Source organism: Aquabacterium sp. OR-4 (genome assembly GCF_025290835.2).
GTDB lineage: Bacteria > Pseudomonadota > Gammaproteobacteria > Burkholderiales > Burkholderiaceae_C > Pseudaquabacterium.
In genome coordinates this window covers 123,029-145,678 of the sequence record NZ_JAOCQD020000001.1, presented here as the reverse complement: position 1 = coordinate 145,678, position 22,650 = coordinate 123,029, and the positions used below count along the sequence as shown (strand labels likewise).

Below are 22,650 nucleotides of genomic sequence, written 5' to 3'. Positions count from 1 at the left end.
CCGGCTGGCGGGAGCGGATCTTGTTCATGGCTTGAATCTCCAGGAGGCCAGGGCCAGCGGCAGCCCGATCCAGGCGGCCATGGCCGAGCCCATCAGCCAGGGGTTGCCAAGTGCCGAGGGCACCAGGCTGGCCAGGCCGTAGGTGCGGCGCACGTCGTCCAGTGAAAACACGTTGAGGATGCGGAACACGTCGGCCGGGTTGAGCAGCAGCAGCCAGGCGGCGCGGTCGCCGTCCAGCCAGCCGCCGAGGTCGCCGCCGGTGGCCACCAGCAGGCCCAGAAGAAGCAGGTCGAAGGCCAGCACCAGCACGAACCAGGTGGCGATGGCCAGGCCCGAGGCATGGGCACGGTCGCGCGCCAGCGTGGACAGCAGCATCGCCAGGCTCAGAAAGGCCAGGCCCAGCAGCACCGCGCTGAGCATGAAGCCGCCATAGTGGTACAGCCCGGCCTGGCCGAAGCGCGAGTACAGCAGCACCGCCACGCCCGCCAGGCCCAGCAGCGTGGCCACGGCCAGCGCCAGCGCCAGACCCAGGTACTTGCCCAGCAGCAGCTCGATGCGCGTCACCGGCAGGGCCAGCAGCAGATCCAGCGAACCCCGCTCGCGCTCGCCGACGATGCTGTCAAAGCCCAGCAGCAGCGCGATCAGCGGGATCAGGTAGATCACCAGGCTGACCAGGCTGGCGATGGTGAGCTCCAGCGAGCCGGGGCCGATCAGGCCCTGGCTGGCGCCGCCGAACCAGGTGATGGCCAGCGAGAACGCCGCGAACACTGCACTCACCGCCAGCACCCAGCGGTTGCGCAGGCGGTCGCTGAACTCCTTGTGCGCCACGGCCAGCAGCGGGCGCCACTGCAGGCGCGCGGTGGGCGCGTCGGCTTGCGGCGCGGGCAGGGTGGGGGGCAGCGCTGGAGCCGGCTTTTCGGCCGCGGCTGCGGCGGCAACGGGCGATCTCATGCCGCGCTCCGCACGTCGAAGTACACGTCTTCCAGCGTGGGCTCGTGCAGTTGCAGATCGTCCACGCCGTGGTTCGCGAGCAGGCCCAGCACGGCCATCTTCTGCGCGCGCGGCAAGGCCAGCTGCAGCAGCTCGGGGGCCTGGCGCTGCAGCACCAGGCCGTCGTGGCCGCACAGTGCCGCCGGCAGGGCATCGAGCCGGTCTGCCGCGGCGCTGACCAGCAGGCGCAGCGGCAGGGCCGAGCGCTCGCGCAGTTGCTGTACCGTGCCCTGCGCGGCCAGCCGGCCGCCGGCCAGCATGGCCAGCGCATCCACGCGGCCCTGCAGCTCGGCCAGCACATGCGAGCTGATCAGCAGCGTGACGCCGGCATCGCGCAGGCGCTGCAGCTGGCCGAAGAAGTCGCGCGTGCCGGCGGGGTCGAGGCCGGTGGTGGGTTCGTCCAGCAGCAGCAGTTCGGGCGCGCCCAGCAGGGCCTGGGCAAAGCCCAGGCGCTGGCGCATTCCCTTGGAGTAGCCGCGCACCGGCTTGCGGCCCACGCCGCCCAGGCCCACACGCTCGAGCAGCTCGGCGCAGCTGTCCAGCGGCGCGCCCTTCATGCGGGCAAAGAACCTCAGCGTCTCCAGGCCGTCGAGGTTGTCGTAGAGCACCAGGTTCTCGGGCAGGTAGCCGACGCGGCGGCGCGTGTCGCGGCTGGCGGTGCCCAGCACCTCGCGCCCGCCAATCCACAGCCGGCCGCTGGTGGGCGCGATCAGGTTGAGCAGCAGCTTGAACAGCGTGCTCTTGCCGGCGCCGTTGTGGCCGATCAGGCCGAACAGCTGGCCGCGCGCCACGGTCAGGCTCACGCCGTCGAGCGCGGCGTGCTCGCCGTAGCGCTTGACCACGGAGTCGAGCCGCACGGCGGCGTCGCGGCCGTCAATGGAAGCGGTGACCAATCCAGTCGCTCCAGTTCTTGTGGATGGGGTGCATGCGGGGTGCGGCGTCCACCACGCTGGGGGCGCGCAGCACCGGGAACTGCTGGCCGATCAGGCGCAGCGCCTGCACCGCCGGGCTGCCCATCAGCAGGCCCATGGCGGGGTGGCGGTACTGCAGCCGGTCGATCAGGTCGTTGGCCTCGTAGGGCACGTCGCCGCGGCCATCGGCGTTGCGATCCCAGCCGCGGTAGTTGGACCAGTGGTTGCCGCCGCCGCCATCGACGCCATCGCCGGCACGGCCTGCGGCCCCGGCGCGGGCGCCGGCCGCGGCGCGGGCGCTGGCGCCCCAGGCCTCGTCGCGGCTGCCCACGTAGCGCACCTGCTCGCGGTTGCCGATGAAGTCGTTGCCGTGCACCACGTTGCGGGTGGACAGCGCGGCCAGGTGGACGCCCACCGCGTTGTCCACCACCAGGTTGCCGCGCAGCGTGGCGTACTCCACGTCGTAGATGAAGAAGCCGCGCGCATTGCCGGCCACCACGTTGCCCTCGATCACCGAGTCCTGCAGCGTGCGCAGCATGATGCCGTGGTCGGAGTTGCCCCAGGTGCGGTTGTTGCGCACGATGTTGTCGCGCACCTCCATCAGCGCCAGGCCGCCGCGGTTGAGGTAGCTGTCGTTGTCCTCCCACAGGTTGCGGTAGGAGTTCATGTAGTGCGTGCCGTAGCGGCTGTGGTGCAGGCGGTTGCCGCGAAACACCGCGTCGTGCGACACATCCACGTACAGCGCATCGCGCACAAAGCTGATGTGGTTGCCGATGATGTGCGCGCCGCGCGTGTTGTAGAGCTGCACGCCGTTGCCGCGCTGCGGCGAGTGCAGGTCGCGCAGGCCGGTGATGACATTGCGCTCGATGCGCACCTGGTCGGCCTTCTCGATCCACAGGCCGAACAGGTTGTAGGTCAGGTCGCAGCGCTGCACCACGGCGCGGTGGCTGCCGGGCTGCAGGTAGATGCCGGCATGCTGCGAAACCAGCGCCTGGCCCGAGTCGCGCACGATCAGGTCCTCGATGGTCACATCGGCGGCGGCAACGCGGATGGTGTCGCCGCGCTGGCCACCGCTGATCGTCGGCCGGCCCGTGCCCGTGTCCAGGCCGCGCAGCGTGAGCGGCTTGTCGATGCGCAGGTTCTCGTCGTAGAAGCCCGCGGTGATCTCGACCACGTCACCGGCCGCGGCGCGGGCGATCACCGGCTGGATGGCCTGGCCCGGCTGCACGCGCCAGGTGGCGGCCTGCAGCGGTGCCGCCGGCAGCGTGCAGGCCAGTGTCGCCGCCAGCAGCCGGGCGGCGATGCCGAGGCCGCGCCGGCTCAGGGTGTCAGCCATCCCATGCCCTTCAATGCCAGGAAGAGTGCCGCGCCGATCAGCAGGTTCTTGAAGCCCACGTAGCTGAGCATGTCCATCCAGTTCGCCACCCGGTAGCCGGATTGCCACCACGGGCCGTCCTTGACGTAGCGGCGCCCGGCCATGCGGATCAGCACCTCGTACACGCTCCAGCCGAACCAGCCGGCAATGATGGCCACCGCCGACAGCCGGCCCTGTGCCGCCAGGCCCCAGGCCAGCGTGGCCGCCACGGCCAGCGAGAAGCCGGCGATCTGCAGCGCACGGCGGCTGCGCCAGCCGGCCACGCTCCAGGGCCAGAGGTGGTCGCGCAGCTCCAGCAGCAGGCGCTGCCACAGCTTGCGCGGCGCATCGCCATAAGGCTGCACCCGGTGGGTGGGCATGCGCGGGTCGGGGCCGGCGGCGGCCCGGGCGCTGACCGCCGGCACCGCGTCGATGGGGATGTAGTAGCCGTCGCGGCCGATGGGCGTGATCAGCAGGCCGTCGCGCTCGCGCCGCTTGCGTTCGCGCGCCAGCGGCGGGCAGCCTGCCGGGTCGGTGTACAGCACCATGCAGTCCAGGCAGTGCAGGCATTCGCGGTGGTCGATGCGGCCGGCCGCGTCGATGGCCTGCGCGCCACAGCCCGCGGCGCAGGCCTTGCAGCTGTTGCAGTCGCGCTTGCGCTTCAGCCCGAACCAGCGAAAGGTGCTGGGCATGGCCAGCGCGGCGCCCAGCGGGCAAAGGTATTTGCAGTAAGGCCGCTCGATGAAGATCGACAGGCCCAGCAGCACCGCCACGAACAGGCCGTAGGGCCAGGGGCGATGGCTGATGCCGACCAGGAAGGTGGTCTTGAACGGCTCCACCTCGGCCAGCATCTCGGCGCGGCCCATGTCCACCAGCGACACCGCCAGCAGGCCCATGAAGATGGCGTACTTGAGCCATTTCAGCCGGTCGTGCAGGGCCTGCGGCAGCGGCTTCTGCCAGCGCTTGAGCCCCAGCCTGCCGGCCAGCTTGAACAAGGCCTCCGACAGCGATCCGAACGGGCACAGCCAGCCGCAGAACAGGCCGCGGCCGAACAGGAACACGGTGACGATGATGAAGATCCAGAACACGAACACATAGGGGTCGGTCAGGAACAGCGACCAGGTCCACTGGAACAGCAGGCTGTGGAACCAGGTGAGCACCTGCGTCACCGAGGGCTGGGCCATCACGCCAAAGCCCACGAAGCCGATCGACAGCGCCCAGGCGCTGTACTTGAAGGCGTTGACCGGCCACTTGTTCTTGTGCGTGGCGCGCCGCGTGAGCCGCTCGCGCAGCGCATACACCACGCCCACCGCCAGCAACAGCGCCACGAAGGCGCCAATGCCCGCGGCCTGGGTCTTCCAGATGCGCACCCAGGGCGCGTCCGGCTCATGCACCTCGGGGCGGCCGCCGGCCAGCAGCGCGGCGGGCAGCCAGTAGCGGCTCTCGAACACCGCGAAGCTGCGCTGGCCGGTGGCACGGTCGACCCGGTTGCCGAGGAAGGCCAGCTGCCAGGGCCAGGCCGCCGAGAAGCTGGCCGAGCGGATGACGAAGATGGCCGACTCGGTGGTGGCCGGCGCGCCGGCGGCCTCCAGGCCGTAGAGGTTCAGGTAGTCGAGGTCGCGGAAGGTGAACGAATCGGCGCCCTGGCGCACCTGCACGCGGTCATAAAGCCCGCCGCGGACATAGCCCGAGCCCTTGAACGACTCCTCGCCCGCGGTGCGCACGATGAACAGGGCGCTCTCGCCGGGCTTCAGGCGCGAGTGCAGGTTGTCGTAGCCGCGCTCGCCCAGCAGGCTGCGGCCCAGGTCGGGGTGGTTCAGGTCGCCGAACCACAGCGCGATGAAGGGTGTGTCCGACCGGGCCAGGCCCACCTGCGCGGGCAGCACGCGCAGCGGCTGCACGGCGCCCATCGCCACCAGCTCGGCCCAGCTGTAGCGCTGGCCACTGGCCTGCCAGCGCGCGGGCTCGCGCCGCGTCGGCTCGAGGATGCCCACCTGGCGCGCCACGGCGCTGCCCGAGAGCTGCATCACCTGGTTCTGCGCCACCACGGTGACGGTGGCGCCGGAGATGGCATCCAGGCCAAGCACGTTCTCGTCGGGCCGCGAGGGGCCGACCTCGATCCGGTCCTTGACCGACTTGCCCAGGTACTGGTCGTTGAACTTCAGCAGCGCCGTCTCGGGAATGCCCAGCAGCAGGATGGGCTCGGAGTGCTTGAGCACCTTCACGCCCACGTAGCGGCCCTGGCGGTCCATGCCGATCAGCGTGACCACCGGCTTGCCCGAGTAGGCGGGCGTGTCGGTGATGTCGGTGGACAGCATCACATAGCCCAGCAGCGCGGGCTTGCCGGTGGGGTCGGCCGGGCCGTAGGCCTCCACGTAGGGCGGCTGGCCCTTGCGCGGCGAGAAGTGGCTGGCGCCGGGGAACACGTCCTTGCAGGGCACGCGCGCGCACAGGTCGGGCGCCGTGTCCAGATCGGCCGGCAGCTTGGCCTCGTAGCTCAGGTGGGCGCCGGCCGCCAGCACCTGCAGGGCGAACAGCAAAGAAAAAGCGGCCAGACCCCGAAGGCAGGCCGCTGAAAGTCTGACGACGACCGGCATTGCTGTTCTTCTCACTGAGGACACACCGCGCCGGCCGGCTCGAGTGGCAGGCGCGGTGAGGGGCGACGCAGGGCCTGCGTTCAGGCCTCCACGATCATGCGGGTGCGCATCTCCAGATGCAGCGCATGGCAGAAGTGCGTGCAGTAGCACCAGTACACGCCGGGGTCGCCGGCGGTGAAGGTGACCGACGCGGTCTCCTGCGGGTTCACGATGAAGTTGACGTTGTGGTTGGGGATCGCGAAGCCGTGCGTCAGATCCTCCACCTTGTCGAGGTTGGTCAGGATCAGCGTGACCTCGTCGCCCTTCTTCACCTTGAACTCGCGCAGCGAGAAGGCCGGCGCCTGCGAGGTCATCTTCACCAGCACCTTCTTGCCGTTGCGGGTGACACCCGACTCCTTGGGGTCCTTGACGGCATTGGCAAAGTCGTCGAGCGCGTAGACCTGCTTGGGCTTGACCAGCTCGCGCTTGAAGATGATGAAGTCATGCGGCTCGCCGCGCACCGGGTGGTCGCCCAGCAGCACCATCTTCTCGCCCGACATGTCGATGATCTGCTCGTTCTCGGGGTGCAGCGGGCCCACCGGCAGAAAGCGGTCCTTCGAGAACTTGCAGCCCACGGCCAGGTACTTGCCGTCGGCGGCGACGGTCTCGGACTGCGAGCCGTTGATGTGGCCGGGCTGGAAGTGGACGTCCAGGCGGTCGATCACGTACTTGGCGGTCTTGTCGCCCTTGTGGAAGGCGATGGCCTTCTCGAGGTTCCACTTCACGATCTGGCTGTCCAGGAACAGCGTGGTGTAGGCGTTGCCGCGGCCGTCGAAGGCGGTGTGCAGCGGACCCAGGCCGATCTCGACCTCGGCCACGATGGCCGCGTCGGGCTTGTCGAGCTTGCCGTCGAACCAGTCCAGCACCTTGGCCAGCTCGATCACCGTGGCCGTGGGCGACAGCTTGCCGGCGCAGATGAAGTACTTCTGGTCGGGGCTGGCGTTCACGCCGTGCGGGTTCTTGGGCGTGGAGACGTAGGCGGTGAGCGCGGTCTTGGGGTCCTTGTTGGCCTCGCGCGTGCCGTCCACCACGGGCACCTTGGAGCTGCCGATGGTCTTGAACCGGCCGGCCTTCACCGCCTCTTCGATGCGGGCGACATGGAAGAACAGGCAGGCGTCGCGCTCGGCGGACATCATGTCCTCGAACTTGGCACCCATCTCGGTGTTGTACTGGTTGACGGCGGCCAGCTTGCCGTCATACGAGGTGGCGCACAGATCGCAGTTGCCGTCGATCAGCACCTGCCAGCGCAGCTCCATGGTCTCGGCGTCCACGCAGCTGAACATCGAGCGGTACTTGCTGGCGTCCTCGGTGCCGGTGTTGGGCAGCGGGATGGCGAACTCGGCGCCGCAGAACACGCGCGTGGTGTAGTTGATCTTCGGGTCGACCGGGTCGCGCTTGTCCGGGAAGATGCCGTGAAAGCCCTGCACATTGGGCAGCTGCGTGATCTTGTCGCAGACGAAATAGTCGAGCCGGATGCGCGCGATGCGGCTGTTGATCTTGTCGTTGATCCAGGCGTAGCGGCCGTCGTAGTTGCCGTCCTTGTACGAGGCATGCGTGTGGTGGGTGTCGCCCACCGTGAAGCGCAGCGAGCCATCGGCCCGGGTGCCCATGATCTTCTTGGACTCGTTGGTGTGGCCCCAGCCCACCAGCGCATCGGGCACGAAGCACGGAATGCGCAGGATCTCGCGCCCCGAGGGCAGGCCCAGCACGCGCATGTCGCCGGTATGGCCACCGCTCCACAGGCCGTAGTAGGTGTCGAGCTCGCCCGGCTTCAGGTGCGCGGCCGAGGCGGCGTTGGCATGCGCGGCGGCGGGCGCTGGCGATTGCGAGGCCGCTGCCGCCGGCGGCGGTGCCGCTTCGGGCTTCTGGTTGCAGGCGGCCAGGCCCAGGCCCAGGCCGCTCAGCGCCGCGGTGTTGATGAAGCGCCGGCGCGGCAGCGTGGTGACGGGCGCATCGGGGCGGGTGTTCTTGTCGGTCATGGCAGAGCCTCTTTGAGGGATCGGTCGAGAGGAGGGGCGCGCGCCGGTGGCCGCAGCACGCGAGAAACAAGGCGCAAGGTCTCGGCCGGGCCGGTGCCTGGGGCAACGGGTCGGGCGCCGAGGGCGGCCACCGCGAAATCGGGCAGGCCGGGCATGCCGGGCGGCAGGCACAGCGGGCAGTCGAGGGAGTGGCTTGCGCCCGGCCGCGGGGCCGGGTCGTCCGAGCCGGCGTCCAGCAGCTTCAGGCCGCCCTGGCCGCTGCAGACCAGGGCCAGCGCGGCGTCCGGGCCGAGCAGCGGCGAGGCCACGGCCGCCGCCACGCTGCACATGAACAGCAGCAGCAGGCAGGCCCGAAGGCGGCGTGCGATGCGAAGGGCTGCGAACATGGTGCTACGGCGGTTGAGACGTCGGGAACAGGCTGAGGGCAGCGTATCGACGCCGCGGCGCCGCAGCCTTGAAGCAGTTCAAGGACTCGGCCGACGGGCCGCCGCACACTGCTGCCACAGGGGGCGGGGCGGCGCATGTCCGCACAGGCATGCGCTGCAGCCTGAGCGCCCCATGAACCCTTTGACCGAGGTCTTTCAATGTCTGTCCGACTCCTGAGTCTGGTCGCCGCGATGGCCGCCACCCTGACGCTGGCCGCCTGCGGCAAGCAAGAGGCCCCGGCCGGCGGTGCCGCACCGGCCGCACCGCCGTCGGCGGTGGTGCCAACGCCCGCGCCCGCCTCGGCGCCCACGGCCGGCGCCGCCGCCGGAGGCGCGCAGACGGCCCAGCTCGAACTGGGCAAGTCGGTCTATGGCAAGACCTGCGCGATGTGCCATGCCGCCGGCGTGGGCGGCGCGCCCAAGCCCGGCGACAAGGCCGACTGGGACGCCCGCATGGCGCAAGGCATGGAGGTGCTCCACAAGCACGCCATCGAAGGCTTCACCGGCCAAAAGGGCATGATGCCGGCCAAGGGCGGCAACGCCGCGATGAGCGACGACGAGGTCAAGGCCGCCGTGTCCTACATGGCCAGCAAGTGAGCGCGCTGCCGTGACCATCGGCCGCCGCCGTTTCGGCTGCGCCTCGCTGGGGCTGCTGGTCACGCTGGGCGTGCCGGGCCCGGCGCGCGCGGCCGATCCACGCGTGCAGCACGAGGCGCGGGTGGCGCTGGGCACGCGGGTGGGCCTCACGGTGGCCCACCCGTCGCCCGCGCTGCGCCGCCAGGCGCTGGATGCGGCCTGGCAGCTGCTGCGCGAGCGCGAGGCCCTGATGAGCCGCTACCGCAGCGACAACCCGCTGCAGGCCCTGGCCGCGCGGGCCGGGCAGGCGGGCTGGCTGCCGCTGCCGGCGCCGCTGATGCAGGTGCTGCAGGCGGCGCAGGCCGCGTCGGCCTTCACCGACGGGGCCTTCGACGCCACGGTGGGCGCCTACCGCGACTGGCAGTTCGGCAGCGACAGCGGCAATGCGCCGGCGCCGGTGGTCAGCGAGGCGCGCCTGCGCACGCAGCGCCCGGCCGTGGGCTGGCGCGCGCTGCAGCTGGATGTGCCGGGTGGCCGGGCCCGCCTGGCGCGCCCGGGCATGGCACTTGACCTGGGCGGCATCGCCAAGCTGCCCATCCTGGACGCGGCCCTGGCCCGTGTGGTGGCGCTGGGCGTCGATCAGGCCATGATCGACGGCGGTGGCGATGTGCTGTGCCGCGGCGGCCTGCTCGGCCGGCCCTGGCGCGTGGGCGTGCGCGATCCGCTGGCGCCACAACGCCTGCTGGGCGTGGTGAGCCTCCACGATGGGCTCGTGGCCTCGTCAGGCGACTACGAGCGGGGCTTCAATGGCCCCGACGGGCGCCGCTGGCACCATGTGCTGGATCCGGCCACCGGCTGGCCCACGCGCGGCGTGCGCGGTGTGGCCCTGCTGGCCGACGCGGTGGCCGACGTCAACGGCCTGGGCACCGCCATCATGGTGGCCGGCCCCGACGCGGCCAGACGCTGGCTGGGCCAGCGCCCCCAGGTGCAGGCCCTGCTGGCCACGCCGCAGGGGCATGCCATGAGCCCGGGCTTTGCCGCGCGGCTGCAGGCCTGAGCCGGACAGGCACCACTGCCCGGGCCCCGGCGTGCCGGGTTGGCGTGGCCGGCCGGCGAGGCGGCAGCCGGCCCGGTGCCAAGGCCCGAACAGCGTTGCGGCGCCGGCGCTGTTTGGCGGCTTGCCCGTTCGGCGCAGGCCTTAAGGTCAGCCGGCATCCCCGGCGCTGCCTGGCGCCGGCCCTGCCATTGCGGGCGTTGTCTTGCCTGCACCTGCCGCAACACCGCCCCATCATGTTCAGCAATATCCGCATCACCCAATTTTTTGGCGGCATCCTGGCCGCGTTCTGGATCGCCTTTCTCACGCTGGCCGTCATGGCCTGGTGGGGCATGTCCAGCAGCGTCGAGAGCCTGCGCACTGTGCATGGCAACCGCATGGCCAAGGCCGAGCTGCTGGCGCAGATGGCCCAGCTGACCACGGCCAACCGGCTGGAGGTGCTGCTGGCCTTCCAGCACGACCCCAAGGGCGCGCTGCACGGCGTGCACGACCATGCCACCGAGACCCACCTGCAGCGCTTTGGCCAGCGCCGCGACGAGCTCGAGGCGCAATGGCAGCGGCTGCAGGCCGCGCCGCAAGACGCACAGGAGCAGCGCCTGCTGGCCGACCTGGCCGACAAGCGCCAGGCCTGGGGCGGCCAGGCCGATGCCGCGCTGGCCGCGGTGCGGGCCGGGCAGTTTGCGCCGCCGGTGATGGCGGCCTTTCTGCAGGCCGGGCGCCAGCAGGGTGAAACCTTGATGCAGGCCATCGAGGCCCTGCGCAAATACCAGGATCAGGCGGCCGAGGCCGCCGCCAGTGCCGCCGAGGCCCGCCACCGCAACGGCCTGGTGGCCTTCGGCCTGCTGTGCCTGGTGTTCGGCGCGCCGGCCACCGTGGCCTCGCTGCTCACCATGACCCGCCTGCGCACCGGCTTTGCACGGGCCGGCGAGGCCGCCGAGGCCATCGCCCGGGGCGATCTGTCGCAAGGCCTGGCCGTGAGCGGCAGCGACGAGATCGCGGCGCTGCTGCAGCGCCTGGATCAGATGCGCGAGCGCCTGGCCAGCGTGATCTCGCAGGTGCGGCAATCGGCCGACAGCATCGAGTCGGCGGCCACCGAGGTGGCGGCCGGCAACGCCGACCTGAGCCAGCGCACCGAGCGCACCGCCAGCAACCTGCAGCAGACGGCCAGCTCGGCCCAGCAGCTGGGCGGCACGGTGCGCCAGAACGCCGACACCGCTGTGCAGGCCAACCGCCTGGCGCAGGGCGCCTCCGATGTGGCGGCGCGTGGCGGCAGCGCGGTGGCCCAGGTGGTGGGCACCATGCGCGAGATCGACGACAGCGCCAAGAAGATCGCCGACATCATCGGCACCATCGACGGCATCGCCTTCCAGACCAACATCCTGGCGCTGAACGCGGCGGTGGAAGCCGCCCGCGCCGGCGAGCAGGGCCGCGGCTTCGCGGTGGTGGCCGCCGAGGTGCGCACGCTGGCCCAGCGCTCGGCCGGTGCCGCGCGCGAGATCAGCGGCCTGATCCAGACCAGCGTGTCACGCGTGGGCGCGGGCAGCCAGCAGGCCGACGCCGCCGGCCGCACCATGGACGAGGTGGTGGGTGCCATCCGCCAGGTGAGCGACCTGGTCGGCGAGATCAGCGCCGCCAGTGCCGAGCAGAGCCAGGGTGTGGCCACCGTGGGCGAGGCCGTGGCCCAGATGGACGAGGCCACGCAGCAGAACGCCGCGCTGGTGGAGCAGAGCGCCGCCGCCGCCGAGAGCCTGCGTGCGCAGGCTCGGCAGCTGGTGCAGGCGGTGTCGGCCTTCAGGCTGCAGGCCCACGCGGCCTGAGCAGCGCCTGAACCTGGGCACGCGCGGCCCGCGGCGGGTTGGCGCGCTCGGCTGGGCGTGCTCAGCGCGGCGTGCCGGCGCTGGCCAGCTGCGCCGCGATGCGGTCGCCCACCAGCTGCATGAACGAGCGCACGCGGGTGGTCTGGCGCAGGTCGGGGTGGGTCAGCATCCACACCGGAACCTGCAGCTCGTCGATCGGCTCGCTCACCGCCACCAGCTCGGGGTGGCGCGGCTCCATGAAGGTGGGCAGCAGGGCCACGCCGATGCCGGTGTGCAGCATGGCCGCCGCGGCATTGAAGATGTCCACGCGCACCCGCACCGCCGAGGGCGCCAGGTGCTTGCGCATCCAGCCGTCGTACACGCGTGCCTGGCTGTCGCGCTCGAAGGCCACCCAGGGCGCGTCCTTCAGCAGCGCGGCCAGCGGCTGCACCGTCTGCGGCAGGCCCGGCGCGCCGCGGCGGGCGTACACCCGGCACTGGCTCATGCCCAGCTGGCGGCCCACCAGGTGCTCGGCCACCTGCTGCGACAGGCGGATCGCCACATCGGCCTCGCGCCGCGCCCAGCCGCTGGATTCGTCGGCATGGCGCCGGCTCAGGTCGGCCAGGAAGGCGTTCTCGACCACCTCGACCTCGATGCCCGGGTAGGTGCGCGCAAACTCGGCCAGCGGCTGCGGCAGCAGGTGCTCCATCACCACGAAGGCGGTGGTCACGCGCAGCGGGCCGGTCAGCTCGCGGTCGCGGCCGCTCACCCGGCGCTCGATCTCCTCGGCCTGGTCGGCCATGCGGCGGGCCTGCTCCAGCAGCAGCGCGCCGGCCTCGGTGGGCAGGTAGCCGGTGCGTGCGCGCTCGAACAGGCGCGCGCCCAGGCGGTCTTCCAGCGCATCGAGCCGGCGCAGCACGGTGGTGTGGTTCACGCCCAGTTGCCGCGCGGCACCGGCCAGCGAGCCGGTCAGGCCCACCGCCAGCGCGTAGCGCAGATCGCTCCAATCGAGTTCGGACATCCGCTTCGCTCTCCACCGGCCCGGGGCCGGCACGTCGTGTGTGCAAGGCCAGCATTGTGTGGCGCGCGCCGCGGCGCGGAATAATCGGCGCGGCCCAGCCGTAAGCCCCGTGTGGACGCTCCCGACGCCTTTCGCCAGCAACTGCTTGCGGCCATGCCGCGGCTGCGGCGCTATGCACGCAGCCTCACGCTCGATGCCGGGGCGGCCGACGACCTGGCGCAAACCACGCTCGAGCGCGCACTGACCCACTGGCACCAGTTCGACCCGCTGCGCGACATGGTGGTGTGGCTGCTGTCCATCGCGCACAACGCCTTCCTCGACCAGCGCCGCCGCGACAGCCGGCTGAGCATCGTCGAGCCGGCCGAGGCCGATGCGCGCCAGGACGCGCTGCGCGCCGACCCCGGCGCCGACGTGGGCCTGCGCATCGACCTGATGGCCGCGCTGGCGCGCCTGCCGCTCGAGCAGCGCGAGCCGCTGCTGCTGGTCAGCCTGGAGCAGTTCAGCTATGCCGAATGCGCCGAGGCGCTGGGCATCCCGATCGGCACCGTGATGTCGCGCGTGTCGCGCGCCCGCGCCGCCCTGCGCGAGCATCTTGACGGCCGCGGCCCGGCGCGCCCCGAAGGCAGCCCCGCGCTGCGGCGGGTGATATGAGCCCCGTGACGCTGCCTGGATGCGCCCCCCCGGGGGGCGGCGCCGGTGCGCCGGCGCCGCTGGCGGCCCGGCGGTTGCCGGGTGGGCACCGGTGCATGCGGCCTGGGTGCCGGCCGGTGGCTTGGAGCAATTGACATGGACAGCGCGAGACCCCCCGACGACGAACACCTCTCGGCCTGGCTGGACGGCGAGCTCGACGCCGCCGCCGCCGCCGCTGTGGACGCCTGGCTGCGCGAGCACCCCGAAGACGCCGCCCGCGTGCGCCTGTGGGCCGCCGACCGCGACGCGCTGCGCGCCCGTTTCGCGCCCGTTGCCGACGAGCCGCTGCCCGAGGCCTGGCGCCGGCGGCTCACCGCGCCGGCCGCGGCGCCCGGGCCGGCCGCCCGCCGGCGCCTGCCGCTGGCGCTGGCCGCCGGCCTGCTGCTGGCCGGCGGCGTGCTGGGCGGCCTGCTGGGGGCCGGTGCGGTGTGGAGCTCGCCCGCGCTGCAGGTGGCGCTGCAGGCGCGCGGCTGGACGCGGCCCTCGCCGCTGGCCTGGACGCACCGCGCCGCCGTGGCCCACGCGGTGTATGCGCCCGAGGTGCGCCATCCGGTGGAGGTCAACGTGGCCCAGGGCAGCGCCGCCGAGCAGCGCGCGCAGGAAGAGCACCTGGCGCGCTGGCTGTCCAAGCGCCTGGGCATGGCGGTGCGGCTGTTCGACCTGCGCGCCCAGGGCTTCGAGCTGGTGGGCGGGCGCCTGCTGCCCGATGCCGCCGGCCCCAGCGCCCAGCTGATGTACCAGAACAGCGCCGGCCAGCGGGTCACCGTCTACCTGCGCCGCCCGGAGGCCGGCGCCGCCACCGCCTTCCGCTACCAGCGCGACGGCGAGCTGGGCCTGTTCTACTGGACCGAAGACGGTTTCGGCTGCGCGCTGGTGGGCAACCTGCCCAAGGAGCGCCTGCTGGCGCTGGCCCAGGCGGTGTACAAGCAGGCCGAAGGCGGCATCGTGCCCGCGCCGGCCGGGGGCGCCTCGCAGCCGGCATCCTGAGGCCGTGCGGGTTTGCGGGTGTGCGGGCGTGCGGCGGGTTCCGCGGGTGCCGTCCCTAGAATCAGCCCGATGCCCGAACTCCTGCCCGCCGAGCGCCGGGCCCGCCCTTCCGGCGCCGCGCTGTACCGCCTTGCCGTCGTCGCCCTGCTGGGCTTTGCCTCGGGCCTGCCGCTGGCGCTCACCGGCCAGGCGCTGCAGGTCTGGCTCAGCGGCTCGGGGCTGGATGTGGCCACCATCGGCTTTCTCAGCCTGGTGGGCCTGCCCTACACCTTCAAGTTCCTGTGGGCGCCGCTGATGGACCGCTTCGAGCCCGCCGTGGGCCTGCTGGGGCGGCGGCGCGGCTGGCTGGTGCTCACGCAGCTGGCGCTGGCCGCCGGCCTGGTGGCGATGGCCGCGCTCACGCCCATCGGCCCGCCCGGCGCGCTGCAGATGTTTGCGCTGCTGGCGGTGCTGGTGGCCTTTCTGTCGGCCTCGCACGACGTGGTCATCGACGCCTACCGCACCGATCTGCTGGCGCCGGCCGAGCGCGGGCTGGGCTCATCGCTCAACGTGGCCGGCTACCGCGCGGCCATGGTGGTGTCGGGCGGGCTGGCCATGATCTGGACCGATCCGGTGCAGGGCGGCGGCCTGAGCTGGCCCGAGGTCTACCGCTGGATGGCGCTGGCCATGGCCGGCGCGGCGGCCATCTCGCTGCTGCTGCTGCCGCGCCTGCCGCCGCTGCCCCCGCTGGCCGCCGGTGAGGCCGCCCCGGCCGTGGCCGGCCGGCAGGACGTGCTGGGCTTTCTGGCCGTGCTGCTGGCGGTGGCCACCGGCTACCTGGCCACGCAGCAGGTGTTCACGCCCGCGGCCGCGGCCGTGCTGGGGCCCTGGCTGGCCGGCAGCACGCTGGCGCCCACGCTGCAGGCGCGCTGGATCGACCTGGTGGCGCTGCTGCTGGGCCTGGGCTTCACGCTGCCGCTGGCGGCCTGGACAGCCCGCGCGGCGCGGTTTCAAACCCTGCTGAACGGCCTGGGCGCCTATTTCAGCCAGCCCGGCGCGGGCCTGTTTCTGCTGTTCATCGTGCTCTACAAGCTGGGCGACGCCTTTGCCATCGCCCTGGTCACGCCCTTCTTGCTCAAGGCCATGGCCTTCAGCTCGGCCGAGGTGGGCGTGGTCAACAAGGTGCTGGGCCTGTGGCTCACCATCGGCGGCGCGCTGGCCGGCGGCCTGCTGATGCTGCGCCTGGGCCTGTGGCGCGCGCTGCTGGCCTTTGGTGTGCTGCAGATGCTCAGCAACCTGGGCTACTGGTGGCTGGCCGCCCATGGCAAGGGCACGCTGGGCACGGTGCTGCTGCCGGCCTTCGACTGGGGCTTCGTGGCGCTCAAGCAGGCCACGCCGGTGGATGGTTCGCTGCTGGCGGTGATCGCCGTCGACAACATCGCCGGCGGCATGGGCACGGCGGCCTTCCTGGCCTTCTTGATGAGCCTGACGCAGCAGCGCTTCACCGCCACGCAGTTTGCGATGCTGAGCGCCTTTTCCTCGGTGGGCCGGGTGTGGGTGGGGCCGCTGGCCGGGGTGCTGGCCGAATCCATCGGCTGGCCGGCATTTTTCATCGTGTCCACCGTGGCGGCCCTGCCGGCGTTGGGCATGCTGTGGTTCTTGCGTGGCACCGTGCGGCGGCTGGAAGCGGCCGCCGCCGCGCCGCGCGATGATTGACACTCGGCCCGGCGCCCCCATCTAGGGCGACGACAGCCGCGACGACGAGAAGCCGACGATGACCGACACCCTGTTTCGCACCGATGCGCAGGTGGCCCTGCCCGCGCTGGCCCGCCATGCCGAGGGCTGCCGCTGCGCGCTGCATGCCCGCCGCCGCATGGGCGGCGCACTGCTGGGCGCCGGCGTGCTGGCCGCCACCACCGGCCTGCCGGCGCTGGCCGCCGAGCCCGAGTGCAAGCGCTCGGGTTTTGCCAAGCTGACCGGCGCCGACCAGATCGAGCAGGGCGCCAGCCAGCAGTACCGCCAGATGCTGCAGCAGGCCGGCGGCCAGCAGGGCCTGGCGGGCAAGGACCATCCGCAGGTCAAGCGCCTGCGCTACATCGCCAACCGCATCATCCCGCTCACCTTCGACTGCAACCCGCGCGCCAAGGACTGGCGCTGGGAGGTCAACCTGATCGGCAGCAAGGACCTCAACGCCTTCTGCATGCCCGGCGGCAAGATCGCCTTCTACTTCGGCATCCTCAACCAGCTCAAGCTCGACGACGACGAGGTGGCGGTGATCATGGGCCACGAGGTGGCGCATGCGCTGCTGGAGCACGCGCGCGAGCGCATGGGCAAGACCATGGCCACGCGCGGGGCCATCGAGCTGGGCGCGGCGCTGTTCGGCCTGGGCGACCTGGGCCGCACCGCGGCCGGTATCGGCGGCCAGCTGCTCACGCTGCGCTTCTCGCGCGATGACGAATCCGAGGCCGACGCGCTGGGCCTGATCCTCTCGGCCAAGGCCGGCTACAAGCCCAGCGCCGGCGCCTCGCTGTGGCGCAAGATGCTGGCCGCCAACAAGGGCGCGCCGCCGCAGTGGCTGTCCACGCACCCGTCGGGCGAATCACGCATCCGCGAGATCGAGGCGCGCTACCCGCGAGTCGACCCGATGTACGAGGCCGCGGCCAAGCCCGACCAGCATTTCGGCGCGCCGGCCGCCTGACCAACCGGGGCCGTCAGTCACCACCGCTGCGGCAAGGCCTTCAGAACGTGGATGCGCGCGTCCTGCAGCGTGATGTAGCCACCGCGCTCCAGATCCTTCATCAGCCGGCTCACCATCTCGCGCGAGCAGCCCAGGCGGTGCGCCATCTCCTGGTGCGTGAGCCGTTCGCCGACGCGGCGGCTGCCGTCGTCCAGCGGCTGCGACAGCTCGGCCAGCAGCAGGCGCAGGCGGCCGTACACGTCGTTCAGCGCCAGTTGCCGCGCGTTCAGCGTGGCCGCGCGGGCACGGCGGATCACCTTGGCCAGCAGCTCGAACGCGAACTCGGGCCGCTCGGAGATGAAGCGCTCCAGCGTGCGCCGGCTCACCACCGCGCACTGCGTGGTCTCGAGCGTGATCACGCTGGCCGAGCGCGGGCCGCCGTCCAGGCTGATCTCGCCCAGGTACTCGCCGGGGCCGTAGACGCCGTAGGTGATCTCGCGGTCGTTGTCGCCGGCGCTGAACGCCCGCAGCCGGCCGCTGAGGATGATGAACAGCGTGTCGCCATGGTCCCCCTCCTGGATCAGCAGCGTGCCCTTGCGGTAGCGCCGTGTCTCGCCGCGCGCGGCCAGCGCCCGCAGCGCGTCAGACATGGTCGCGCCGCTGGCATCGGCAGGGCCGGCAGCGGGCGGGGCGGCAAGCGGAGGGGATTCGTTGGCGGTAACCATGGGCAGGCACTGCGCCGGCCGTGGGTGGCCGGCGCACGCCGCGCATGCTACCTGGGTGGCATGCCTGCCGCCGTGGCGCGCGCGACACGGGCCGCGCGGCGCCAGCCGGCGCTCAGGCGTGCAGCGCGCGGCCGTTGGCGCGCACCGTCGGGCCGGTGGCCGCGGCACGCGCGGGCTCGGCGCCGGCCGGGGCGGCTGCCGCCGCCGCCGGGGCCTGCAGCGCGCTGACCAGCGGCGGCAGCAGCGACACCTGGCGCACCAGCGCGCGGATGCTGCCGGCGCCGGTCTTCTGGCGGATGCTGCCGATCTGGGTGCGGATGGTGGCCAGACCCACGCCCTGGCGCTGGGCGATCTCCTGCGGCGTGAAATCGGCGCACAGGCCCTTGATGACCGCGGTCTCGGCCATGGTCAGGTTGTGGGCGCGGGCATACCAGTCGACCGTGAGCTCCTCGCACACCTGGCGGCGGCCCAGCAGCAGGGCCACGCCGTGCTGGCTTTCGGTGCCCAGCGGCGCCAGCGGCACCACGGCCACGCTGACGCGCTGGCGGCCTTCACCCAGCATCAGCAGGCGGCGCAGGCCGCGGTGTGCGGCACCCTGCAGCGCCTCGCGCAGCGGCACCGAGTCGGCGCTCTGGCGGGTGCCCAGGTGGTCGCCGGCCAGTTGCAGCGGATGCTGGCTGTCCAGGTCGCGGCGGGCGGCCTTGTTCAGGTGCGCAATGCGGCCCTCGGCATCCACCAGCAGCAGGCCGTGATCCAGCGTGTCCAGCATCTGCGCCATGCGGCGGTGTTGCTGCGAGGCCGCGCCGCGGCGCTCGGGGCCGGCATAGCCGCGGCTGCGCGTGGCGGGCAGGGTGGCGGCAAAGCCGGCATAGAACTCGGCCACGTGCGCGCTGCGGGTGTCGTGCAGATCCAGCATGGTGATCACTCCTGCGTGAAGGGCGCCCTGCATGTGCCGACGGCACGGCTATGCGCCATGCCGGCAGCTTAGGTGCCGGCACTCCCCCGGTTTGGTGAACTGGCGCCCCCGCCCGCTGTGACAAATTCACAGCCGCCGGCCCGCCCGGCACCGGCCCTGAACCCGCCCGACAGCGCGGCGCGGCTCCCGGCCGCCGCCTCAGGTGCCGGCCACGTAGGGGTTGTGGCGCCGCTCGTCGCCGAAGCTGCTTTCGGGCCCGTGGCCCGGGATGAACACCGTGTCGTCGCCCATCGGCCACAGCCGCTCGGTGATGCTGCTGATCAGCGTGGGGTGGTGGCCGCCCGGAAAATCGGTGCGGCCGATGCTGCCGGCAAACAGCACATCGCCCACGAACGCGCGCTGCGTGCCCGGGTCGTGAAACACCACATGCCCCGGCGTGTGGCCCGGGCAGTGGCGCACGTTCAGCGTCACGCGGCCCACCTGCACCGTGTCGCCATCGGCCAGCCAGCGCGTGGGCGTGAAGGGCTCGGCCGGCTTGAAGCCGAACATCTGCGCCTGCTGCGCCAGGCCGTCGATCCAGAACTGGTCGCCCGGGTGCGGGCCCACGATGGGCAGCCCCAGCTCGCGCGCCAGCGTGCCGGTGCCGCCGGCATGGTCGATGTGCGCATGCGTGAGCAGGATCTGCTTGAGCGCGACGCCATGGCGCGCCACGGCCGCCCGGATGCGCTCGAGATCACCCCCGGGGTCGACCACCGCGGCCTCCAGCGTGTCGGTGCACCACAGCAGCGAGCAGTTCTGCTCGAAGGGCGTGACGGGGATGGTTTCGTAGCGAAGCATGGTGTGTGGGTGGGTGCAGGCCGGCAACAGCCGCCATTCTGGGCGCGAATGGGCACACCGTGATGCGGCCTGGCGCCGGGGCTTGCGGATGGCCACGTCCGTGTGCCGGCCCGTGTGGCGGCACATTTGGCGGCCCATGTGGCCGCCCATGTGGCTGCCCACGCGGCGGTTCGCCCGGCCCGGTCAGGCCGGCCCCGGGCCGGGTCGCCGGCATGACTGACGGGCGGCCCAGGCCCGGCCACCATGCGGGCCCGATGGCCGACTGACCCGGAGCCTTGATGCCCACTCTCCCCACCGCCAGCCCCGCTTCGCAAGGCCTGTGCGCCGAGCGCCTGGCGCGCATCGACCGTTTTTTGCACGAGCGCTATGTGGCGCCGGGGCGGTTGCCGCATGCGCAGCTGCTGGTGGCCCGCCATGGGCAGATCGTGCACCAGAGCGTGATGGGCCACGCGGTATTGCCCGGTGGTGAGGTGCCGGGTCGCGCGATGACCGAGGACACGATCGTGCGCATCTACTCGATGACCAAGCCGATCACCAGCGTGGCCTTCATGATGCTGGTGGAAGAAGGCCGGGTGGCGCTGGACGACCCGGTGCACCGCTTCATCCCGTCGTGGCGCGGCCTGGGCGTGTACCAGGCCGGCGGCGCCGGTGTGCCGGGCGGCGGCGGCGGCTGGGTCACCCGGCCCACCGCGGCGCCGATGCGCATGATCGATTTGCTGCGCCACACCGCCGGCCTGAGCTACGGCTTCCACCAGCGCACCAGCGTCGATGCGGCCTACCGCAAGGCGCGGCTCGAGCCCTTCGAGCAACAGGGCGGGCTGCAGGATTTTGTCGATGCGCTGGCCACCGTGCCGCTCGAGTTTTCGCCCGGCACGGCCTACAACTACTCGGTGGCCACCGATGTGCTGGGCTACCTGGTCGAGCAGATCTCGGGCCTGGCGTTTGCCGACTTTCTGCAGCAGCGCATCCTGGGCCCGCTGGGCATGGTGGATACGGCCTTCCATGTGTCCGACGAGCAGGCCCACCGGCTGGCCGAGTGCTACCTGGCCGGTGCCGACGGGCGGCTGGCCGTGCTGCCCGGCCGCAGCTTCCGCGAGCCCACGCGCTGCCCGTCGGGCGGCGGTGGCCTGGTGGGCACGGCGGCCGACTACCTGCGCTTTTGCGAATGCCTGCGCCGCGGCGGCGAACTGGATGGCGTGCGCCTGCTGGGCCCCAAGACGCTGGCGCTGATGACCAGCAACCACCTGCCCGGCGGCGCCGACCTGGCCGATGTGTCGCTGAGCCTGTTCACCGAAGCGCCGTACCGCGGCGTCGGCTTCGGCCTGGGTTTTGCGATGACCACCGACGTGGCGCGCACCGGCATCGCCGGCAGCCTGGGCGAGTACTGGTGGGGCGGCGCAGCCAGCACCGCGTTCTGGGTCGATCCGGTGGAAGACCTCTCGGTGGTGTTCATGACCCAGCTGATGCCCAGCAGCCTGTACCCGATCCGGCGCGAGCTGCGCACGCTGGTCAATGCCGCGGTGGTGGACAGCGCGGCCTGAACGCCGCCGGCGCCGCCCCCAGGCCATGCGCCGAACGGCTCATATCACCAAGCTGCCGGGTCGGACATCGAAAAAAATCTGGCCACCCGGGGCTGGTGACAAGCCTGTGCACAACCTGGGCCCAAGCTCTGGACAGGCCCCAGGCCGCCGCCAGATGGGGCCTTTGCCGCATTTTTGAGCAAGCCCGGCTTGGCCGCCGCAGCGCGGCGCCAGCCCCTTTTCGCCGCGGCGGCCAATCGCTAAGCTGAGCGGCATGTCCCTGCCTGCCGATCCGCGGCCGTCTGCCGCCCAGCGCAGCATCCTCACCGTGGATGACTGTGCCGCCACGCGGGCGGTGATGTGCGCCACGCTCGAGGCCATGGGCTACTGCGTGCAGACGGCCGACAGCGGCCTGGCCGCGCTGGAGGCGGTGGGCCGCCACCGCTTTGACGCCTTTGTGCTGGATGTCGAGATGCCGGGCCTGGACGGCATGGCGCTGGGCCGTGCGCTGCGCCAGAACCCGCGCACCGCGCGCGCCAAGATCGCCATGCACACCGGGCTGGACGAGGCCCAGGTGCGCGCCGGCTTCAGCGGCTACGACGCTTTCGTGCCCAAGGCCGGCAACCCGCGCCTGCTGGGCGAGCGGGTGCAGCGCCTGCTGCTGCAGGCCGAGCCCCACGCCGCCTGATCAGCGCGGCGCTGCCGCCGCCGCCGGCGGCGGGCCCGGCACCCAGGTGGGTGCGCCGTTCCACAGCCGGCCTTCGCGCATGTCGCGCAGCAGGTAGTCGAGCATGCGCTCGCCGCTGTTCTCGGCGTCGTTGCGGAAGTCGAGTGCGCGTTTCATCAGCAACTGGCCGGTGGCCGCATCGCGCAGCTCGAAATGCATGGTCAGGATCAGCTGGCTCATGCGGAACAGCCAGCCCACCAGCACCGCGTCGGCCGCCAGCGCGCGGGCGATGTCCAGCTCGCAGCCGTTGCAGTGGCGCAGGTCGTGCAGCGCGCGCTCATGCGCCAGGCGCTCGCGCTGCGGTGTGTCGTCCACCACCGTCACCAGGCCGGCCTGGCCCAGGCGCTGCCGCAGCCTCTGGCTCAGCCGCTGCAGGCGCAGCGTGCGTTCGGCCTGCATCGTGGCGTCGCCCAGGTCGCCGGCCTGCTCCAGGTCGAGCACCAGCACGCGCAGCGCTCCGGGCAGCGGCTGGGCCTGGGCCAGTGGCGGCGCCAGCAGGCCGGCCAGCAGGCTGATCAGGCCGGCCAGGCGTGACAGGCGTGACAGGCGTGACAGGCGCGGCAGGTGCGGCAGGTGCGGCAGGTGCGGCAGGTGCGGGAGGCACCGCAGTGGCGTGGCGCGGGCCGGGTGGTTCAGGCGCAGGTTCGGGCGCTGGTTCGGGCGCAGGCGCGGGCACAGGTTCGGGCACAGGCGGATCGGCATCGTGGCTCCTTGGCGCCGTGCATCGGCGCAGCGCGGGGGGCTGCGGCGCAGTGCGCTGGCGCAGCCTAGCCGTTCGGTGCGGTCTTGTCGCGTGCCGCTGGCTCATGTTTCGAGCCAGCAAACGGCTATGGTTCGGGCTTCGCCGTCT

20 protein-coding genes are annotated in these 22,650 nt (G+C 72.2%); 9 read left to right on the top strand and 11 right to left on the bottom strand.

Annotated features, from left to right (window positions below; translation table 11 throughout):
* Positions 1-24: 24 nt before the first annotated feature.
* From N4G63_RS00535 to N4G63_RS00510, 6 genes are all read right to left on the bottom strand, one after another.
* The gene (locus tag N4G63_RS00535; RefSeq protein WP_443111987.1) at positions 25-951 is read right to left on the bottom strand and encodes an ABC transporter permease; all 927 of its coding nucleotides are present in this window, start codon (positions 949-951) and stop codon (positions 25-27) included.
* Positions 948-1,883 carry an ABC transporter ATP-binding protein gene (locus N4G63_RS00530; RefSeq protein WP_260789405.1) on the bottom strand — a complete coding sequence of 312 codons (936 nt, stop codon included), beginning with the start codon at positions 1,881-1,883 and terminating at the stop codon, positions 948-950. The genes N4G63_RS00535 and N4G63_RS00530 overlap by 4 nt, the downstream gene beginning before the upstream one ends.
* Positions 1,864-3,237 carry a nitrous oxide reductase family maturation protein NosD gene (locus N4G63_RS00525; RefSeq protein ID WP_260789407.1) on the bottom strand — a complete coding sequence of 458 codons (1,374 nt, stop codon included), beginning with the start codon at positions 3,235-3,237 and terminating at the stop codon, positions 1,864-1,866. Before N4G63_RS00525 ends, N4G63_RS00530 begins: the two co-directional genes overlap by 20 nt.
* Positions 3,222-5,852, bottom strand: a complete 2,631-nt coding sequence (locus N4G63_RS00520; protein ID WP_260789409.1) for a 4Fe-4S binding protein — start codon at positions 5,850-5,852, stop codon at positions 3,222-3,224. The genes N4G63_RS00525 and N4G63_RS00520 overlap by 16 nt, the downstream gene beginning before the upstream one ends.
* 80 nt (positions 5,853-5,932) lie before the next feature.
* Positions 5,933-7,870, bottom strand: coding sequence for a TAT-dependent nitrous-oxide reductase (nosZ, locus tag N4G63_RS00515; RefSeq protein WP_260789411.1), 1,938 nt, complete (start codon positions 7,868-7,870; stop codon positions 5,933-5,935).
* Positions 7,867-8,256 (bottom strand): DUF2946 domain-containing protein, encoded by a 390-nt coding sequence (locus N4G63_RS00510; RefSeq protein ID WP_314599214.1) that lies wholly within the window; start codon positions 8,254-8,256, stop codon positions 7,867-7,869. Before N4G63_RS00510 ends, nosZ begins: the two co-directional genes overlap by 4 nt.
* 198 nt (positions 8,257-8,454) lie before the next feature.
* On the opposite strand from N4G63_RS00510, the gene N4G63_RS00505 reads away from it, so the two are divergent.
* From N4G63_RS00505 to N4G63_RS00495, 3 genes are all read left to right on the top strand, one after another.
* A complete protein-coding gene (locus N4G63_RS00505; RefSeq protein WP_314599213.1) occupies positions 8,455-8,892 on the top strand; it encodes a c-type cytochrome in 438 nt (145 codons plus the stop codon).
* Positions 8,893-8,902: 10 nt separating this feature from the next.
* On the top strand, positions 8,903-9,928 hold the full coding sequence (locus N4G63_RS00500; protein ID WP_260789414.1) for an FAD:protein FMN transferase: 1,026 nt from the start codon (positions 8,903-8,905) through the stop codon (positions 9,926-9,928).
* Positions 9,929-10,161: 233 nt separating this feature from the next.
* Positions 10,162-11,742, top strand: coding sequence for a methyl-accepting chemotaxis protein (locus tag N4G63_RS00495; protein WP_260789416.1), 1,581 nt, complete (start codon positions 10,162-10,164; stop codon positions 11,740-11,742).
* Positions 11,743-11,803: 61 nt separating this feature from the next.
* On the opposite strand, the gene N4G63_RS00490 is transcribed toward N4G63_RS00495, so the two are convergent.
* A complete protein-coding gene (locus tag N4G63_RS00490) occupies positions 11,804-12,742 on the bottom strand; it encodes a LysR family transcriptional regulator (RefSeq protein WP_260789418.1) in 939 nt (312 codons plus the stop codon).
* 111 nt (positions 12,743-12,853) lie between these two features.
* Between N4G63_RS00490 and N4G63_RS00485 the strand changes: the two genes are divergently transcribed.
* The 4 genes from N4G63_RS00485 to N4G63_RS00470 all read left to right on the top strand — a co-directional run bounded on the left by N4G63_RS00485 (position 12,854) and on the right by N4G63_RS00470 (position 17,096).
* Positions 12,854-13,393 carry an RNA polymerase sigma factor gene (locus N4G63_RS00485; RefSeq protein ID WP_260789420.1) on the top strand — a complete coding sequence of 180 codons (540 nt, stop codon included), beginning with the start codon at positions 12,854-12,856 and terminating at the stop codon, positions 13,391-13,393.
* Positions 13,394-13,528: 135 nt separating this feature from the next.
* On the top strand, positions 13,529-14,419 hold the full coding sequence (locus N4G63_RS00480) for an anti-sigma factor family protein (RefSeq protein WP_260789422.1): 891 nt from the start codon (positions 13,529-13,531) through the stop codon (positions 14,417-14,419).
* Positions 14,420-14,488: 69 nt separating this feature from the next.
* Positions 14,489-16,114 carry an AmpG family muropeptide MFS transporter gene (locus tag N4G63_RS00475; protein ID WP_314599212.1) on the top strand — a complete coding sequence of 542 codons (1,626 nt, stop codon included), beginning with the start codon at positions 14,489-14,491 and terminating at the stop codon, positions 16,112-16,114.
* Positions 16,115-16,172: 58 nt separating this feature from the next.
* On the top strand, positions 16,173-17,096 hold the full coding sequence (locus tag N4G63_RS00470) for a M48 family metallopeptidase (protein ID WP_260789426.1): 924 nt from the start codon (positions 16,173-16,175) through the stop codon (positions 17,094-17,096).
* 17 nt (positions 17,097-17,113) lie between these two features.
* Here the strand turns inward: N4G63_RS00470 and N4G63_RS00465 are convergent, their stop codons facing one another.
* From N4G63_RS00465 to N4G63_RS00455, 3 genes are all read right to left on the bottom strand, one after another.
* Positions 17,114-17,725, bottom strand: coding sequence for a Crp/Fnr family transcriptional regulator (locus N4G63_RS00465; protein ID WP_260789428.1), 612 nt, complete (start codon positions 17,723-17,725; stop codon positions 17,114-17,116).
* Positions 17,726-17,912: 187 nt separating this feature from the next.
* On the bottom strand, positions 17,913-18,716 hold the full coding sequence (locus N4G63_RS00460) for a helix-turn-helix transcriptional regulator (protein WP_260789430.1): 804 nt from the start codon (positions 18,714-18,716) through the stop codon (positions 17,913-17,915).
* A 198-nt stretch (positions 18,717-18,914) separates the two neighbouring features.
* The gene (locus tag N4G63_RS00455; RefSeq protein WP_260789432.1) at positions 18,915-19,553 is read right to left on the bottom strand and encodes an MBL fold metallo-hydrolase; all 639 of its coding nucleotides are present in this window, start codon (positions 19,551-19,553) and stop codon (positions 18,915-18,917) included.
* A 278-nt stretch (positions 19,554-19,831) separates the two neighbouring features.
* Here N4G63_RS00455 and N4G63_RS00450 point away from each other — a divergent pair, with 278 nt between their 5' ends.
* Entirely contained in the window at positions 19,832-21,094 is a 1,263-nt protein-coding gene (locus tag N4G63_RS00450; protein ID WP_260789434.1) for a serine hydrolase domain-containing protein, read from the top strand.
* Between the two features lie 253 nt (positions 21,095-21,347).
* A complete protein-coding gene (locus tag N4G63_RS00445; protein ID WP_260789436.1) occupies positions 21,348-21,761 on the top strand; it encodes a response regulator in 414 nt (137 codons plus the stop codon).
* On the opposite strand, the gene N4G63_RS00440 is transcribed toward N4G63_RS00445, so the two are convergent.
* Positions 21,762-22,502, bottom strand: coding sequence for a DUF3280 domain-containing protein (locus tag N4G63_RS00440; protein ID WP_260789437.1), 741 nt, complete (start codon positions 22,500-22,502; stop codon positions 21,762-21,764).
* Positions 22,503-22,650: the final 148 nt, after the last annotated feature.

What these genes read in the sequence shown, in the direction of transcription:
- N4G63_RS00535 (WP_443111987.1), bottom strand. Translation starts at nt 951, where the DNA reads ATGAGATCGCCCGTTGCCGCCGCAGCCGCGGCCGAAAAGCCGGCTCCA.
- N4G63_RS00525 (WP_260789407.1), bottom strand. Translation starts at nt 3,237, where the DNA reads ATGGCTGACACCCTGAGCCGGCGCGGCCTCGGCATCGCCGCCCGGCTG.
- N4G63_RS00520 (WP_260789409.1), bottom strand. Translation starts at nt 5,852, where the DNA reads ATGCCGGTCGTCGTCAGACTTTCAGCGGCCTGCCTTCGGGGTCTGGCC.
- nosZ (WP_260789411.1), bottom strand. Translation starts at nt 7,870, where the DNA reads ATGACCGACAAGAACACCCGCCCCGATGCGCCCGTCACCACGCTGCCG.
- N4G63_RS00510 (WP_314599214.1), bottom strand. Translation starts at nt 8,256, where the DNA reads ATGTTCGCAGCCCTTCGCATCGCACGCCGCCTTCGGGCCTGCCTGCTG.
- N4G63_RS00505 (WP_314599213.1), top strand. Translation starts at nt 8,455, where the DNA reads ATGTCTGTCCGACTCCTGAGTCTGGTCGCCGCGATGGCCGCCACCCTG.
- N4G63_RS00495 (WP_260789416.1), top strand. Translation starts at nt 10,162, where the DNA reads ATGTTCAGCAATATCCGCATCACCCAATTTTTTGGCGGCATCCTGGCC.
- N4G63_RS00490 (WP_260789418.1), bottom strand. Translation starts at nt 12,742, where the DNA reads ATGTCCGAACTCGATTGGAGCGATCTGCGCTACGCGCTGGCGGTGGGC.
- N4G63_RS00480 (WP_260789422.1), top strand. Translation starts at nt 13,529, where the DNA reads ATGGACAGCGCGAGACCCCCCGACGACGAACACCTCTCGGCCTGGCTG.
- N4G63_RS00475 (WP_314599212.1), top strand. Translation starts at nt 14,489, where the DNA reads ATGCCCGAACTCCTGCCCGCCGAGCGCCGGGCCCGCCCTTCCGGCGCC.
- N4G63_RS00470 (WP_260789426.1), top strand. Translation starts at nt 16,173, where the DNA reads ATGACCGACACCCTGTTTCGCACCGATGCGCAGGTGGCCCTGCCCGCG.
- N4G63_RS00465 (WP_260789428.1), bottom strand. Translation starts at nt 17,725, where the DNA reads ATGTCTGACGCGCTGCGGGCGCTGGCCGCGCGCGGCGAGACACGGCGC.
- N4G63_RS00460 (WP_260789430.1), bottom strand. Translation starts at nt 18,716, where the DNA reads ATGCTGGATCTGCACGACACCCGCAGCGCGCACGTGGCCGAGTTCTAT.
- N4G63_RS00455 (WP_260789432.1), bottom strand. Translation starts at nt 19,553, where the DNA reads ATGCTTCGCTACGAAACCATCCCCGTCACGCCCTTCGAGCAGAACTGC.
- N4G63_RS00450 (WP_260789434.1), top strand. Translation starts at nt 19,832, where the DNA reads ATGCCCACTCTCCCCACCGCCAGCCCCGCTTCGCAAGGCCTGTGCGCC.
- N4G63_RS00445 (WP_260789436.1), top strand. Translation starts at nt 21,348, where the DNA reads ATGTCCCTGCCTGCCGATCCGCGGCCGTCTGCCGCCCAGCGCAGCATC.
- N4G63_RS00440 (WP_260789437.1), bottom strand. Translation starts at nt 22,502, where the DNA reads ATGCCGATCCGCCTGTGCCCGAACCTGTGCCCGCGCCTGCGCCCGAAC.